The organism is Conexibacter woesei DSM 14684 (assembly GCF_000025265.1).
Lineage (GTDB): Bacteria > Actinomycetota > Thermoleophilia > Solirubrobacterales > Solirubrobacteraceae > Conexibacter > Conexibacter woesei.
On sequence record NC_013739.1, the window covers coordinates 233,787 to 248,743 of the forward strand.

Here is a 14,957-nt window from a genome sequence, read left to right on the forward strand (position 1 = left end):
AACTGATTGGGTTCCAGGCATGGAAATCACGGATGCACCCACAGCAGCTCGCCAATCGCGCGCCGGGACGCAGGACGAGGACGCGATCCGCGCCGTCATCGCCGACGTCGAGACCGGGTTCAACACGAACGACGCCGATTTGCTGAGCAGGCACTTCGCCGGAGATGCGAAGGTCGTGGCCGCCTTCGGGCAGACGATCGACGGCCGGGAGGCGATCGACGAGGCCAACCGGCAGGGCGTCGCCTCCCCCTTTCTCAAGGACGCCACGGCGCACTACACGGTCTCCTCGATCACGTTCGTCGAGGAGGACGTCGCCCTCGTCCGCAAGCTCGCCTGGTCCACCGCGGAGGACGAGTCGGCCGGGAAGCCGCCGGAGATGGTCGCGCTCTACGTCTTCGTCCGTCGCGACGGGCGGTGGTGGATCGCGGCTCGCCAGAACACCCTCATCGGCCAGCCGGCGTGACCCAGCCGGCGTGACGTCGGCCGCCGGTCAGGCGGCGGGCAGCACCATGTCGCAGAAGCCGTCGGCGATCTGCTCGACCGACAGGCGGCCGCGGGGGCGGTACCACTGCGGCAGGTGGTTGACCATGCCGAGCAGCGCGAACGTGGTGAGGCGGCGGTCGGCGAACGCGACGCCGCCCTCGCGCTCGACCCGCTCCAGCGTCCGCTCCAGCAGCCGCTCGAAGCGCTTGCGGCTCGCGGCGACGTGTCTCCACTGCGGCTCGCGCTCGATCACGTGCCGCTCCTGCAGGAAGACGATCATGTGCTGGCGGTGCGCGGCGACGTGCGCGACCCAGGCGGCGACGAGCGCCCGCAGCGCCAGCTGGGCCTCCAGCTCGTCGATCCCGAGCGCCTCGACCTTGCTCAGCAGCGGTTCCATCAGCGCGTCGCAGATCGCGATCAGCAGCTGCTCCTTGCTGCCGAAGTAGTGGTAGAGCCCGCCGGCCGTGAGCCCGGTCGCCGCGGTCACGTCCTGCATCCGCGTCGCGTGGTACCCGCGACCGGCGAACAGCTCGGCCGCCGTCTCCACGACCCCGTCGCGCTTCGCGTCGTAGCGCCGCCGCAGGGCGGGACGTGTCGGAGGGGCTGCCATCGGAGCCGGTCACGATACAGACACCGAGCCACCGCTCGAAATCCGAGCGAGCATTCGGTATCGTCGGCGCATGGACTTCGACCTCTCCGACGACCACCGGCTGCTGCGGAGCACGGTGCGCGACTTCGCCGAGCAGGAGATCGCGCCCGTGGCGGAGGAGCTGGACCGCACGAAGGCGTTCCCGTACGACATCGTGCGGCGCCTCGGCGAGCTGAACCTGATGGGGATCCCGTTCCCCGAGGAGGTCGGCGGCGCCGGCGCCGACACGCTCGCGTATGCGATCGCGGTCGAGGAGCTGGCGCGGATCGACTCCTCCGTCGCGATCACGCTCTGCGCCCACACGTCGCTCGGCACGCAGCCGATCTACCTGTTCGGCTCCGAGGAGCAGAAGCGCGACTGGCTCCCGAGACTGACCGCCGGCGAGCGGCTCGGCGCCTTCGGCCTGACCGAGCCCGAGGCCGGCTCCGACGCCGGCAACGTCCAGACCCGCGCGACGCTCGACAACGGCGAGTGGGTCGTCAACGGCGCCAAGCAGTTCATCACCAACGCCGGCACGGACATCTCCGGCTGCGTCGTGATCACCGCCGTCACCGGCACCGACGACCGCGGCCGCAAGGAGATCTCGAACATCCTCGTCCCGAACGGGACGCCCGGCTACGAGCAGGGCACGCCGTACCGCAAGATGGGCTGGAACGCGTCGGACACGCGCCCGCTGACGTTCACCGACTGCCGCGTGCCGGAGGACCAGCTCGTCGGCCCGCGCGGTGCCGGCTTCAAGCAGTTCCTGCGCGTGCTCGACATCGGTCGCATCGGCGTCGCCGCGATGGGCGTCGGCCTCGCGCAGGGCGCGCTCGACGAGGCGGTCAAATACTCGAAGGAGCGCAAGGCGTTCGGCCAGCCGATCTCGAAGTTCCAGGCGATCCAGGGGAAGCTGGCCGACGTCGCGACCGAGCTGGCCGCGGCGCGGCTGCTGACCTACAACGCCGCCTTCCTGAAGGACAGAGGCCGCGACTTCTCGCTGACCGCCGCGCAGGCGAAGCTGAAGACCGGCCGGCTCGCCGTCCGCGCGAGCGAGGAGGCGGTCCAGATCCACGGCGGCTACGGCTACATCGAGGAGTACCCGGTCTGTCGCTTCTACCGCGACGCGAAGATCCTCACGATCGGCGAGGGCACCGACGAGGTGCAGCAGATGGTGATCGCCCGCGCGCTGGGCGCCTGATGGGCGCGGTCGGCCTTCCCGCCCGCGTGCACGTGCGCGAGGTCGGGCCGCGCGACGGCTTCCAGAACGAGCCGGAGACGATCGCGACCGCTGACAAGGTCGCGCTCGTGAACGCGCTCGCGCGCACCGGCCTCAGCCGCCTCGAGGTCACCTCGTTCGTCCGCGCCGACGTGATCCCGCAGCTCGCCGACGCGGTCGAGCTGCTGGGCGCGATCGACGTGCCCGACCACGTCTCGGTCTCCGTCCTGGTGCCGAACGCGCGCGGGCTCGACGCGGCGCTGGAGGTGCGTGACCGCTTCGACGAGGTCAACGTCTTCCTGTCCGCCTCGGAGTCGCACAACCGCGCGAACGTCAATCGCTCCGTCGCCGAGTCGCTCGACGGGATCGGCCGCGTCGCCGAACGGGCGCGCGCGGCGGGCCTGCGCTGCCAGGGCACGATCTCGACCGCCTTCGGCTGTCCCTACGAGGGCCGCGTGCCGGTCGAGCGCGCGCTGGAGATCGCCCGCGCGCTGCACGACCTCGGCTGCGAGGAGGTCGGCTTCGGCGACACGACCGGGATGGCCAACCCGGTGCAGGTGCGCGCCTTCTTCGCGCGCGCGACCGCCGAGCTGGGCGAGCAGGTCGAGCTGACCGCCCACTTCCACAACACGCGCGGCCAGGGCCTCGCGAACGTGCTCGCCGCGCTCGACGCCGGCTGCCGCTCGTTCGAGTCGAGCTTCGGCGAGCTGGGCGGCTGCCCGCAATCAGGTCCCACCCACCCAGCGACCGGCAACATCGCGAGCGAGGACCTCGTCTCGATGCTGCACGAGATGGGCGTCGAGACCGGCATCGACCTGGCGGCGCTGATCGGCGCCTCTCGCGCGGCGCGCGACGTGCTCGGCCGGCCGCTCGGCTCGCACGTGCTGACGGCGGGGCCTGTCGAATGGCGCTGATCGACACGCTCTCGCCCGTCCTGATCGCCAACCGCGGTGAGATCGCGGTGCGGATCGAGCGCACGCTGCGGCGTCTCGGGCTCGGCTCCGTCGCGGTCTACAGCGACGCCGACGCCGGCGCGCCGCACGTCCTCGCGGCCGACACGGCGGTGCGGATCGGCCCGGCCGACGCGCGCTCCTCCTACCTCTCGATCCCCGCGCTGCTCGACGCCGCGCGCGTGACGGGCGCGCGCGCCGTCCACCCCGGCTACGGCTTCCTCGCCGAGAGCGCGCCGTTCGCGCAGGCCGTGATCGATGCCGGCCTGACCTGGATCGGCCCGCCGCCGCCGGCGATCGAGCTGATGGGCGACAAGGCGCGCGCCAAGCAGCTCGCGCGCGAAGCGGGCGTGCCGGTCGTGCCCGGGATCGACGGCGCCGACCTGACGTACGAGCAGATCGACGCGTTCGCCGCCGAGCATGGCTTCCCCGTCGTCGTGAAGGCGGTCGCGGGCGGCGGCGGCAAGGGGATGCGGGTCGTGCGCGCGGCGACGGAGCTGCGCGGCGCGCTCGACGCCGCGCGGCGCGAGGCCGCGGCGGCGTTCGGCGACGACCGCGTGCTGGTCGAGCGCTACCTGGAGCGGCCGCGGCACATCGAGGTGCAGGTGCTGGCCGACGCGCACGGCGCGGTCGTCCACCTCGGCGAGCGCGAGTGCTCGCTCCAACGCCGCCACCAGAAGGTCGTCGAGGAGGCGCCGTCGCCCGTCGTCGACCCCGACTGGCGCGCCGAGATGGGCGCTGCCGCGGTGCGGCTCGCGCAGGCGTGCGGCTACGCCGGCGCCGGCACGGTCGAGCTGATCGTGCCGGGCGGCAGCGGCGACGTGCTCTCGGGTGAGTTCTTCTTCCTGGAGATGAACACGCGCCTCCAGGTCGAGCACCCCGTCACCGAGCTGGTCTACGGCGTCGACCTGGTCGAGCAGCAGTTGCGCGTCGCCGCCGGCGAGCCGCTGGCGCTGACGCAGGACGAGCTGCGGCCGCGGGGTCACGCGGTCGAGGCGCGCCTCTACGCCGAGGATCCCGCCGCCGGCTTCCTGCCGTCCACCGGCGTGGTGCGCCGCTGGCGTGCGCCGGCCGGGACGGGCGTGCGCAGCGACGACGCGCTCGCCGACGGCGTCGCGGTCCAGACCCACTACGACCCGATGCTGGCGAAGCTGATCGCGCACGGGCCGGACCGCGCGACCGCGCTCGCGCGGCTCGACCGCGCGCTCGCCGAGCTGGAGCTGCTCGGCGTCACGACCAATGCCGCGTTCACGCGCGGCCTGCTGGCGCGCGAGGACGTGCGTGCGGGCCAGATGGACACCGGACTGTTGGAGCGGGTGCTCGCGGGCGGGGAGGAGGGCGGCGCCTCGCCGGCGGCCGGCACGGCCGCGAGCGGACCGGCGGCGGCTGGCGCGGCCGCGAGCGGACGCGTCGCCGGACTCGCGCCGCTCGACGACCTGCTGCCCGCCGCCGCACTGACGCTCGCGCTCGCTGACGCCGACGCGCTCGGGGCGCATACGAGCGTTCCGCTCGGCTGGCGGTCCGACGGTGCCGCCGGCACGTGGCGGCGGCGCGTCGTCCCGGGCGGCGGCGACGCGGTCGAGCTGTGCGTGCGCGGCGAGACGGTGACGGTCGGCGAGCGGACGTGGTGCGGCCGGGCGACGCGCAGCGGCGAGCACGCGGTCGAGGTCGAGCTGGACGGCGTCGCGCGCCGCTACGCGATCGCGACCGGTGACGGTGACGGGCGGCTGTGGATCGGCCGCGCCGGGCAGCAGCTCGAACTGGCGCCGGCGCGCGCCGGCGGCGCCGACCTCAGCGCAGCCGGCGACTCGCTCGCCGCGCCGATGCCGGGCACGATCCTGCTCGTGCACGTCAGCGACGGCGACGCGGTCAGAGAAGGAGACGTGCTCGTGGTGATGGAGTCGATGAAGATGGAGCTGTCGGTGACGGCACCGCACGACGGGACCGTCGACGGCCTGACGGTGAAGGCCGGCGACCGCGTCGCGTTGAGAGAGGTCCTGCTCGCTGTCCATGGGGAGGACGCCGCATGAGCTTCCGCGACGGACATCTGGAGCTGATCGCCGACCTCGAGGCACGGCTGGAGCGGGTGCGCGGGGGCGGCGGCGCGAAGGCGACCGAGCGCCACGTCGCGCGCGGCAAGCTGCCCGCTCGCGAGCGGGTCGAGCGGCTGTGCGACCCCGGCGCGCCGTTCCTGGAGCTGGCGCCGCTCGCCGCCGAGGAGATGTACGACGGCGCGGCCCCTGGCGCCGGCGTCGTCGCGGGCGTCGGGATCGTCCACGGCCGCCACTGCATGATCGTCGCCAACGACGCGACGGTGAAGGGCGGAACGTACTTCCCGATCACGGTCAAGAAGCACCTGCGCGCACAGGAGATCGCGGCCGAGAACCGGCTGCCGTGCATCTACCTCGTCGACTCCGGCGGCGCCTTCCTGCCGATGCAGGACGAGGTCTTCCCCGACCGCGAGCACTTCGGCCGGATCTTCTTCAACCAGGCGAACATGTCCAAGCGCGGCATCCCGCAGCTGAGCGCGGTGATGGGCTCGTGCACCGCCGGTGGCGCGTACGTCCCCGCGATGAGCGACGAGACGGTGATCGTCCGCGAGCAGGGGACGATCTTCCTCGGCGGCCCGCCGCTGGTGAAGGCGGCGACCGGCGAGGAGGTCACGGCCGAGGAGCTGGGCGGCGGCGACGTGCACGCGCGCACCTCCGGCGTCGTCGACCACCTCGCCGAGGACGACGCAGACGCGCTGCAGCGGATCCGCGACGCCGTCGCGACGCTGCCTGCGCCGCAGGCGCCCCCGTGGGAGCGGATCGCAGCGCGCCCGCCCGCCCACGCTGAGGACCCTGACGGCCTGCTCGACGTCGTCCCGCTCGACACGCGCACGCCCTACGACGTGCGCGATGCGTTGCGGCGGATCGTCGACGGCGGCGAGCTGCACGAGTTCAAGGCGCTCTACGGCACGACGCTCGTCTGCGCCTTCGCGCACGTCGACGGCCACCCCGTCGGGATCGTCGCCAACAACGGCGTGCTGTTCAGCGAGTCGTCGCTGAAGGGCGCGCACTTCGTCGAGCTGTGCGACCGCCGCGGCATCCCGCTGCTGTTCGTGCAGAACGTCGCCGGCTTCATGGTCGGCCGCGACTACGAGGCTGGTGGGATCGCGAAGGACGGCGCGAAGCTCGTCACCGCGGTCTCGTGTGCGCGCGTGCCGAAGCTGACGGTGATCGCCGGCGGCTCGTTCGGTGCCGGCAACTACGGCATGTGCGGCCGCGCCTACTCGCCGCGCTTCCTCTGGATGTGGCCGAACGCGCGCATCTCGGTGATGGGCGGAGAGCAGGCCGGCGCGGTGATGACCGAGGTCGGCCAGCCGGAGGTCGGCGCGCAGCTGCGCGAGCAGTACGAGCACCAGGGTCGCCCGATCTACGCGACCGCCCGCCTGTGGGACGACGGCGTGATCGATCCGCGCCAGACCCGCAACGTGCTCGCCGCCGCGCTCGCCGCCTGCGCGAACGCGCCGCTGGAGCCGGTCGGCTACGGCGTCTTCCGCATGTAGCGCCCGGCGGCACGAGCGCGCGTGTGCCAGGACGGTCGCGGGTACCTTCGTTCCATGCGTCATCTCTCCGCTTTCCTTGTCATCGTGGCATGCGCGGTCCCCTCCGGCCTCGCGGCGCCGGCCCAGGCGGAGGAGCCCGTGCCGGCGCTCGCGCCGGAGACCGTTCCGGCAGCCGTCACAGCGGCCGTCAACGCGCTCGCGCTCGACGCGAGACCGTGCGAGCTGATGACGCGCGACCTGCGCGAGCACGTCGCCGTAGTGGAGCTGTTGTCCCACGACCCGGTCGTGGCCGAGCCGTGGGAGCCGACGGACGTGACGCGGCTGTGCAACGCCTACGTCGTCGCGGGCGTCGGCTTCGGCGTCGGCATATTCCCGGATCGCGGCGGCTGGGTCGCGACGGAGATCGGGCCGGCCCGCGTGGTCGAGACGAGCGGCGACATGGTGCGGTTGCGTTCGCGGGTGGTGCAACGCTTCACGCCCGCGCGGGACGTGCTCGGCAGCGAGCGCGTCGTCGACCTGTTCGTCGTGCGCGAGGAGGGCGTCTGGCGGCTGGCGTCGCTCGCCGGGCTGCTGCAGCTCGACCTCTCCAACGGCTCGGTGCCCGGCACGCTCGCCGCGTTCGCGCGAGAGCGGCGCGCGCAGACCGCCGAGACGCGCAGGCGGCTGCGCGCCCACGCGCGCATGGTGCGGGAGTTGGCCTCCGTCCCCCGCCCGCTCTCGCGCACGTCGCCGAGCTGTGGTGCGGGCGGCCGCGGCGGCGTGAGCGGACGCGCCGATTCGTCGTCGAACGTGCGCCGGTTCGACGAGCACTCCGAGCGCGTGCGCGGCCCACGCGCGGCGCGCGCCGACATGGTCGCCGTGCGCTTGCGCACGTGGGGCGGCCGGATGTGCTGGACGGTCCGCTTCCGCGGCGATGTGGCGGACAGGATCGACGTGCGATTCATCCTCACGCAGCCGTCGGGTCGGGACGACCTGCGCGCCGCGAGCTGGAGCTTGCGTCTCGACGGCGGCCGGGCGGCAGGCGTCTTGGAGGACCATGACGGCGTGCAGCGCATGTTCGCGGTGCGCGCGTCGGTGCGCGGCCGCGTGCTGCGCGTCGTCGTGCCGGCTCGCAGGGTGCGCGGCCAGGTGCGGACCGGCGAGCGGTTCCGCTGGTCGGCGATCGACTACATGCCGGACCCGGACCGGCCGCCCGGCGGGACGGTCGAGTGGGTCGACGAGCTGCCGCAGTTGGTTGAGCGCGGGATTCTCCACCGCCCCTGAGGCTCGGTTTCGCCCCTCCCGCCAAGCGCACAGCAAAAGCTGAGACTCGATCATCAAAACTTCACCGTGACTAGGCGGGGAAGTGGTCATATCGGCGCGATTTCGGCCGTTTTGCCCTTGACTTCCTGATCGTTTCGCTGTTGACTCTCTCTAACTCGACCACAAATCGCACAGGTCGCGCGGTCGAGTCGCTCATCAGGAGAGAGAGACGGAGGAGAGCATGCGCTGGATGCTGCGCGCGGTCGTCGCGACCGTGCTGCTGGTCGCTGCCGCGTTCACGGTGACGGCCTGCGGAAGTAGTGACGATTCATCTGAGAGCGCCTCGACCACGACAGGTGGCGGCAGAGGCGGGGCGAAGATCACGGTCTGGCACAACAGTGCCGATCCGCCCGCGCTGAGACAGCTCTACAAGGACTTCGAGGCCGACACCGGCAACGAGGTCGAGCTGGTCGCGATCCCGTCCGCGGGCTTCGAGGACACGACGCTGACGAAGTGGGCGTCCGGCGCCCGCCCCGACGTGCTCGAGTACCACCCGACCGTCACGAACCTGCTCGCGCTGAACCCGAGAAACACGCTGCGCGATCTCTCCGGCGAGGAGTACATCGCGAAGTCCGGCGACCTCTACAGAAGCGCCGCGACCGTCGACGGCACGACCTACGGCGCGATCATCGGCTTCCCGCAGGTCTTCGGGATGTTCTACAACAAGGACGTCTTCGCCAGAGCGGGCATCGCGACGCCGCCCGGCAACGCGCAGGAGCTGGCGCAGGCGTGCACCGACATCAAGGCCAGAGCGCCCGGCGTCACGCCGATCGCCGAGTCCGGCGGCTCGGTGTGGCCGCCGCAGGTGCTGCCGTCGCTGCTGATGGGCGACGCCAACCAGGACAACGCCTGGGGCCAGGAGCTGCGCTCCAACAGAGCCGCGCTCGACGACGACGGCTCGCCGTTCGTGAGAGCGATGGAGACGTACAGACAGCTCAAGGACGACGGCTGCTTCAACAGAGACCTCGTCACCGCGACGGTCGAGAACAGCGTCAGAGCGCTCGTCGAGGGCAGAGCGGCGATGGTCGCGCTGCACTCCGACATGATCCCGGCGATCGTGGCGGCGGCCGGCGGCGACGCCGCGAGAGTCGACAGAGCGATCGGCTTCCTCGTACTCGGCGGTGAGTCCGCCGCGGCGACGTACATCCCCGGTCCGATCGGCAGCTACTACCTGCCGAGAACCGGTGACGGCGACCGTGAGGCGGCGGCGCTCGACTTCGTCCGCTACGCGACGGGCAGAGGCTACGGCAGATACATCGAGGCCTCGAGAACCTTCCCGATCATCGAGGGCACGCCCGAGCCGAGTGGGATCTCTGCGCTGCAGAGAGAGGTCAAGGCCGCCTACGACAGAGGCCCGGCGAACATCGCCTACGCGGCCGACGTCCCCGGCGTGGCCGGCGTCGCGGCGCTCATCAACAAGCTGATGATCGACGAGACGACGCCGCAGGAGATGGCCGAGCAGACGCAGAAGCAGATCGAGCAGGCGGCCAAGGCCGCGAAGCTCGAGGGCTGGTAGGCGAGGGCTCGACGGTCGTGGCGAGCACCGCGCTGACCCAGCAGGCGACCGGTCCGGAGCAGGAAACTCCGGGCCGGCCGCCGACTCCCCCGGGGGGCGGCCGCCGCCGGCGCGGCGCCCGCCGCGGCGGCTCCGCGCCGCTGCGCGACGCAGCGCACCGCAAGTGGTTCGCGCTGCCCGCGGTCGTACTCGTCGCGGTCTTCTTCGCCGCGCCGTTCCTGCTCAACGCCGGCTTCGCCTTCTCGGACTGGAGCGGCTACTCGGACGAGATCGGCTTCAACGGGATCGACAACTTCCGCACGCTGATCGACCAGGAGATCTTCTGGCCGGCCGTCCGCACGACGCTGCTCTACGCGCTGCTCGTGCTGACGTTCCAGATGGCGGTCAGCCTCCCGCTCGCGCTCGCGCTGACGGAGACCAACCGCGCCAACAGCTTCTTCCGCTCGCTCTTCTTCCTGCCGGTGCTGATCTCGCCGCTGGCGGCGGGCTACATCTGGAAGGGGCTGCTGGCACCGAACGGGCCGATCAACGGCTTCCTCACCTTCTTCCTGCCGGGCACCGTCGACCACAGCTGGCTCGGTGACCCGCAGACGGCGCTGCCGGCGGTCGCGCTGATCGAGGCGTGGAAGTGGAGCGGGCTGATCACGCTCGTCTACATCGCCGGCCTCAAGGCTATCCCGAAGGAGCTGCTGGAGGCCGCGACGATCGACGGCGCGAACGCGTGGAAGCGCTTCTGGAAGGTGAAGCTGCGGCTGCTCGCGCCGGCGCTGACGTTCAACGTCGCCGTCACGCTCGCCGTCGCGCTGATGGCCTACGACGTGATCGCGCCGACGACCAACGGCGGTCCCGGCGACCACACGACGACGCTCAACATCGCGATGCGGCTGCAGTGGGGCCAGTCGTTCTTCGGGCCGGCGAGCGCGCTCAGCCTCACCGTCGCGGTGCTCGTCGTGCTGACCGCGGTCCCGCTCGTGATGTGGCTGCGACGCAAGGAGCTGGACGGATGACGCCGCGCAGAGCAACGACGATCGCCCGCTACGTCGCGCTGTCGCTGTTCGCGATCCCGTGGGTCGTGCTGCCGCTGTGGATGGTCGTCGTCAACGCCTTCAAGACGCAGGGCGAGGCGCAGGCGCTGAGCCTCGACCTCCCGGGCGAGTGGGCGATCGGCGAGAACTTCCGCACGGTGATCGACGACGGCAACTACCTCACCGGCCTGCTCAACAGCGTGCTCGTGACCGTCCCCGCGATCGCCGTCGTGCTGCTGCTCGGCTCGGCCGCCGCGTGGGCGTTCGCCCGCACGCGGTCGCGCTGGCTGAGAGCGGCGTACTACCTCACGACGCTGTCGGTGCTGCTGCCGCCGGCGATCATCCCGTCGATCTACCTGCTGAGAGAGCTGTCGCTCGACGGCTCGCGGCTCGGCTACGCGCTCGTGACGATCTCGGCGCGGCTCGGGATCGTCATCTTCCTCACGACCGGCTTCGTGCGGGCGCTGCCCGGGGAGCTGGAGGACGCGGCCGCGGTCGACGGCGCCTCGGCGTTCCAGACCTACCGCCGCATCCTGCTGCCGCTGATGAAGCCGGTGCTGCTCGTCGGCGGGGTGATCCTGATGATCACCGTCTGGAACGACTTCTTCTTCGCCCTCTTCCTGATCCAGGGCGAGGGCAGCGCGACGCTGCCGCTGACGCTCTACGGCTTCGCCTCGAGCACCGTCGACACGCTGCGCTGGAACCTCGTCTTCGCGCACGTCGTGCTGACGAGCCTGCCGCTCGTCGTGGTGTACCTGTTCGTCCAACGCCGCGTGCTGAGCGGCCTCACCGAAGGAGCGGTCAAGGGATGACCACCCCCTCTGGCGACTTCGATCTCGTGCTCGACCTGATCCGCGGCGAGGTCGACAGCGGCCGGCTGCCGACCGCCGTCTTCGGCGTCGCGACCTCCTCCGGCGTGCAGGTGCTGGAGGCGTTCGGCTCCCACGGCCGCCGCCCGCTCGCGACCGACGACACGTTCCTGCTCTTCTCCGCCAGCAAGCCGCTGATAGGGCTCGCCGCGCTGCGGCTGGTCGAGCAGGGCAAGCTGGCGCTGCGGACGGCGCTGTCGGAGGCGCTGCCGCAGTTCGGGATGGCGCGGATCGGCGACGAGGTGACGCTCTGGCACCTGCTGACGCACACCGCGGGGATCGTCGAGGCGACCGTCACGCCGGACACGCCGGTGCGCGAGCAGCTGCTGACGGCGCCGCAGATGTTCCGCGCCGGCGAGTACGCGCTCTACTGCAACGTCGCGTTCGAGGGGATCGCGGCGCTCGTCGAGTCGGTCACGGGCCGACCGCTGCACGAGCACCTGCCGGCCGACCTCAACGCGCTGCCCGGCGTCGAGGGGCTGACGTTCGATCCCGCCGCGGAGGTCGTCCCGCTCGCGGGCCTCGATCGCGTGCTGTTCGACGTCGAGCGCTTCCGCGCGCTGCGCCACCCGGCCGGCTCGTTGTGCGCCAGAGCGGAGGACCTGCTGTCGCTCGGCTCGATGCTGCTGCGCGGCGACCGCGAGCTGATCCACCCGACGACGCTGTCGGCGAGCCTCACGCCGCAGACGACGGGCATTCCGCGGCTGCTGCCGGACCCGCTCCACATCGGCCCCGGCACCGGCCAGGAGTGGGGCCTGGTCTGGAACATGCGGATGGGCAGCCCGACGCTGCTGGAGCAGCGGCTGTACGGACACGGCGGCCTGTCGGGCTGTCAGTGGTGGATGTACCCGGACCACGACGCCTGCTTCGTCCTGTTGACTGGTCTGATGAACCCGCTCGACGTCGGCGTCGACCTCGACAACGTCCACAACGCGTTCACGACCTGCCTCGACCCGGTCGGCGCGTCGCTGGGAGCCGCCGCGTGAGCGCACCGTCCTACGCGCACGGCGTCGGCGACGTCGCGCTGATAGGCGAGACGATCGGCGAGAACCTCGCCCACACCGCCGCGCGCGTGCCCGAGCGCGACGCGCTCGTCAGCTGCGAGCAGGGGATCCGGTGGACGTATGCGCAGCTCGACGCGGCCGTCGACCGGCTCGCGACGGGTCTGCTGCGGAGCGGGGTCGCGAAGGGCGACCGCGTCGGGCTGTGGTCGCCCAACCGCGCCGAGTGGACGCTCGTCCAGTACGCGACCGCGCGGATCGGCGCGGTGCTGGTGAACGTCAACCCGGCGTACCGCACGCACGAGCTGTCCTACGCGCTGCGCCACTCCGGCACGAAGCTGCTGTTCAGCGCGCGTGCGTTCAAGACGAGCGACTACGCGGCGATGGTGGCGCAGGTCGGCGACGAGCTGCAGGAGCTGGAGCGGGTCGTCTTCTTCGACGACGACCCGGCGTGGGACGAGCTGGCCGCGACGCCCGCGGACGCCGCCGCGCTCGCCGAGCGCGCCGCGACGCTGAGCTTCGACGATCCGATCGACATCCAGTACACGAGCGGCACGACCGGCGCGCCGAAGGGCGCGACGCTGAGCCACCACAACCTGCTCAACAACGGCTTCCTCGTCGGCGAGCTGATCCACTACTCCGAGCACGACCGGATCTGCCTGCCGGTCCCCTTCTACCACTGCTTCGGCATGGTGATGGGCAACCTCGCGGCGACCTCGCACGGCGCCTGCATGGTGATCCCGTCGGCCGGCTTCGACCCGCTCGCGACGCTGCGCGCGGTCGCGCAGGAGCGCTGCACCTCGCTCTACGGCGTCCCGACGATGTTCATCGCCGAGCTGGAGCACCCGTCGTTCGCCGAGCACGACCTCAGCTCGCTGCGGACCGGGATCATGGCCGGCTCGCCGTGCCCGATCGAGGTGATGAAGCAGGTGATCGACAAGATGCACATGCGCGAGGTGTCGATCTGTTACGGCATGACCGAGACCTCTCCGGTCTCCACCCAGACGCGCACCGACGACCCGCTCGAGCTGCGCGTCGGCAGCGTCGGGCGGGTCGGTCCGCACGTCGAGGTGAAGGTCGTCGAGCCCGACACGGGCATGATCGTGAAGCGCGGTGAGACCGGCGAGTTGCGCACGCGCGGCTACTCCGTGATGCTCGGATACTGGGGCGAGCTGGAGAAGACCGCCGAGGCGATCGACGCGGCGGGCTGGATGCACACCGGCGACCTCGCGACGATGGACGACGCCGGCTACGTCGCGATCGTCGGGCGGATCAAGGACATGGTCATCCGCGGCGGCGAGAACGTCTACCCGCGCGAGCTGGAGGAGTTGCTGCACCTGCACGACGACGTCGTCGACGTCCAGGTCGTCGGCGTCCCCGACGCGAAGTACGGCGAGGAGCTGTGCGCGTGGGTGCGGCTGCGCGACGGCGCCGCGGTCGGCGAGGACGACGTGCGCGCCTTCTGCCGCGAGCGCGTCGCGCACTTCAAGGTGCCGCGCCACGTGCTGTTCGTGGACGAGTTCCCGATGACGGTCACCGGGAAGGTGCAGAAGTACAAGATGCGCGAGGCGACGATCGAGCGGCTCGGCCTGGACACGATGGAGGTGGAGGGCAGATGACGAGCGGCATGTATCGCCGGTTCGTGCCGGCGGAGCGCCGCAGACGGATGGCGGCGCTGCTGCAGAGACGCGGCTCGGTGTCGATCGCGGAGCTGGAGGAGGCGTTCGGCATCTCCGCGATGACGGCGCGGCGCGACCTCGCGGCGCTGGAGGAGCGCGGGCTGGTGACGCGCACCTGGGGCGGCGCGAGCACCCTCGCGCCGGTCGCCCACGAGGCGTCGTTCGCCGACCGCGTGCGGCGTGACCCGGAGCGCAAGCGCCGCCTCGCCGACGAGGCGTACAAGCTCGTGCAGCCGAACGAGACGCTGCTCGTCGACTCCTCCTCGACCGGCTGGTACTTCGTCGAGCGGCTGCTGGAGGAGCCGCTCCCGTGCACGGTCATCACGAACTCGCTCGCGATCGTCGACCTCGCCGCCGAGGTGCCGGCGCAGGTGCAGGTCGTCGTGATCGGCGGGATCCTGCGGCCGTTGACGCGCTCGACGGTCGGGCCCGCGGCGACGAAGGCGATCCGCGGCTACTACGCCGACCGCGCGATCGTCTCCGTCTACGGCGTCGGCACGGACGGCGGGCTGACGGACCCCGACGCCTACGAGTCGGAGGTGAAGGCGGCGATCGTCGCCCGCGCGCGCGAGCCGATGCTGCTGGTCGACGCGTCGAAGTTCGGCACGCTCGCGCAGAACCGCATAGGCGCCGCCGACGAGTTCAGCCACGCGATCGTCGCCGACGTCGGGCGCGACGCGACCGACATGCTGGTCGGGGCCGGCGTGGAGCTGCACGAGGCCTGAGCGATGGCCG

The 14,957-nt window shown here is 71.8% G+C and carries 13 protein-coding genes; 12 read left to right on the top strand and 1 reads right to left on the bottom strand.

Features of this window, described 5'->3' with window-relative positions; all coding sequences use genetic code 11:
* The first annotated feature begins 19 nt into the window (after positions 1–19).
* Positions 20–463, top strand: a complete 444-nt coding sequence (locus tag CWOE_RS01155; protein WP_012931719.1) for a YybH family protein — start codon at positions 20–22, stop codon at positions 461–463.
* Positions 464–490: 27 nt separating this feature from the next.
* Here the strand turns inward: CWOE_RS01155 and CWOE_RS01160 are convergent, their stop codons facing one another.
* Positions 491–1,093 (bottom strand): TetR/AcrR family transcriptional regulator, encoded by a 603-nt coding sequence (locus CWOE_RS01160; RefSeq protein ID WP_012931720.1) that lies wholly within the window; start codon positions 1,091–1,093, stop codon positions 491–493.
* Positions 1,094–1,163: 70 nt separating this feature from the next.
* Between CWOE_RS01160 and CWOE_RS01165 the strand changes: the two genes are divergently transcribed.
* The 11 genes from CWOE_RS01165 to CWOE_RS01215 all read left to right on the top strand — a co-directional run bounded on the left by CWOE_RS01165 (position 1,164) and on the right by CWOE_RS01215 (position 14,947).
* Positions 1,164–2,312 (top strand): acyl-CoA dehydrogenase family protein, encoded by a 1,149-nt coding sequence (locus CWOE_RS01165; RefSeq protein WP_012931721.1) that lies wholly within the window; start codon positions 1,164–1,166, stop codon positions 2,310–2,312.
* Positions 2,312–3,244 carry a hydroxymethylglutaryl-CoA lyase gene (locus CWOE_RS01170; RefSeq protein ID WP_012931722.1) on the top strand — a complete coding sequence of 311 codons (933 nt, stop codon included), beginning with the start codon at positions 2,312–2,314 and terminating at the stop codon, positions 3,242–3,244. Before CWOE_RS01165 ends, CWOE_RS01170 begins: the two co-directional genes overlap by 1 nt.
* A complete protein-coding gene (locus CWOE_RS01175) occupies positions 3,235–5,310 on the top strand; it encodes an acetyl/propionyl/methylcrotonyl-CoA carboxylase subunit alpha (protein WP_012931723.1) in 2,076 nt (691 codons plus the stop codon). Before CWOE_RS01170 ends, CWOE_RS01175 begins: the two co-directional genes overlap by 10 nt.
* The gene (locus tag CWOE_RS01180) at positions 5,307–6,830 is read left to right on the top strand and encodes a carboxyl transferase domain-containing protein (RefSeq protein WP_012931724.1); all 1,524 of its coding nucleotides are present in this window, start codon (positions 5,307–5,309) and stop codon (positions 6,828–6,830) included. Before CWOE_RS01175 ends, CWOE_RS01180 begins: the two co-directional genes overlap by 4 nt.
* An 84-nt stretch (positions 6,831–6,914) precedes the next feature.
* Positions 6,915–8,093 carry a hypothetical protein gene (locus tag CWOE_RS01185; RefSeq protein WP_041730012.1) on the top strand — a complete coding sequence of 393 codons (1,179 nt, stop codon included), beginning with the start codon at positions 6,915–6,917 and terminating at the stop codon, positions 8,091–8,093.
* 220 nt (positions 8,094–8,313) lie between these two features.
* Positions 8,314–9,648 (top strand): ABC transporter substrate-binding protein, encoded by a 1,335-nt coding sequence (locus CWOE_RS01190; protein WP_012931726.1) that lies wholly within the window; start codon positions 8,314–8,316, stop codon positions 9,646–9,648.
* A 17-nt stretch (positions 9,649–9,665) separates the two neighbouring features.
* The gene (locus tag CWOE_RS01195) at positions 9,666–10,655 is read left to right on the top strand and encodes a carbohydrate ABC transporter permease (RefSeq protein WP_012931727.1); all 990 of its coding nucleotides are present in this window, start codon (positions 9,666–9,668) and stop codon (positions 10,653–10,655) included.
* Complete coding sequence (locus tag CWOE_RS01200) at positions 10,652–11,485, top strand: carbohydrate ABC transporter permease (RefSeq protein WP_012931728.1); 834 nt, start codon at positions 10,652–10,654, stop codon at positions 11,483–11,485. The genes CWOE_RS01195 and CWOE_RS01200 overlap by 4 nt, the downstream gene beginning before the upstream one ends.
* Positions 11,482–12,528, top strand: coding sequence for a serine hydrolase domain-containing protein (locus tag CWOE_RS01205; protein WP_012931729.1), 1,047 nt, complete (start codon positions 11,482–11,484; stop codon positions 12,526–12,528). The genes CWOE_RS01200 and CWOE_RS01205 overlap by 4 nt, the downstream gene beginning before the upstream one ends.
* Complete coding sequence (locus CWOE_RS01210; protein WP_012931730.1) at positions 12,525–14,162, top strand: AMP-binding protein; 1,638 nt, start codon at positions 12,525–12,527, stop codon at positions 14,160–14,162. Before CWOE_RS01205 ends, CWOE_RS01210 begins: the two co-directional genes overlap by 4 nt.
* The gene (locus tag CWOE_RS01215; RefSeq protein WP_012931731.1) at positions 14,159–14,947 is read left to right on the top strand and encodes a DeoR/GlpR family DNA-binding transcription regulator; all 789 of its coding nucleotides are present in this window, start codon (positions 14,159–14,161) and stop codon (positions 14,945–14,947) included. The genes CWOE_RS01210 and CWOE_RS01215 overlap by 4 nt, the downstream gene beginning before the upstream one ends.
* The last annotated feature ends 10 nt before the right edge of the window (positions 14,948–14,957 follow it).

Bases quoted from the DNA above. Each gene is read 5' to 3' on its own strand.
- CWOE_RS01155 (WP_012931719.1), top strand. From the start codon at position 20: ATGGAAATCACGGATGCACCCACAGCAGCTCGCCAATCGCGCGCCGGG.
- CWOE_RS01160 (WP_012931720.1), bottom strand. From the start codon at position 1,093: ATGGCAGCCCCTCCGACACGTCCCGCCCTGCGGCGGCGCTACGACGCG.
- CWOE_RS01165 (WP_012931721.1), top strand. From the start codon at position 1,164: ATGGACTTCGACCTCTCCGACGACCACCGGCTGCTGCGGAGCACGGTG.
- CWOE_RS01170 (WP_012931722.1), top strand. From the start codon at position 2,312: ATGGGCGCGGTCGGCCTTCCCGCCCGCGTGCACGTGCGCGAGGTCGGG.
- CWOE_RS01175 (WP_012931723.1), top strand. From the start codon at position 3,235: ATGGCGCTGATCGACACGCTCTCGCCCGTCCTGATCGCCAACCGCGGT.
- CWOE_RS01180 (WP_012931724.1), top strand. From the start codon at position 5,307: ATGAGCTTCCGCGACGGACATCTGGAGCTGATCGCCGACCTCGAGGCA.
- CWOE_RS01190 (WP_012931726.1), top strand. From the start codon at position 8,314: ATGCGCTGGATGCTGCGCGCGGTCGTCGCGACCGTGCTGCTGGTCGCT.
- CWOE_RS01200 (WP_012931728.1), top strand. From the start codon at position 10,652: ATGACGCCGCGCAGAGCAACGACGATCGCCCGCTACGTCGCGCTGTCG.
- CWOE_RS01205 (WP_012931729.1), top strand. From the start codon at position 11,482: ATGACCACCCCCTCTGGCGACTTCGATCTCGTGCTCGACCTGATCCGC.
- CWOE_RS01215 (WP_012931731.1), top strand. From the start codon at position 14,159: ATGACGAGCGGCATGTATCGCCGGTTCGTGCCGGCGGAGCGCCGCAGA.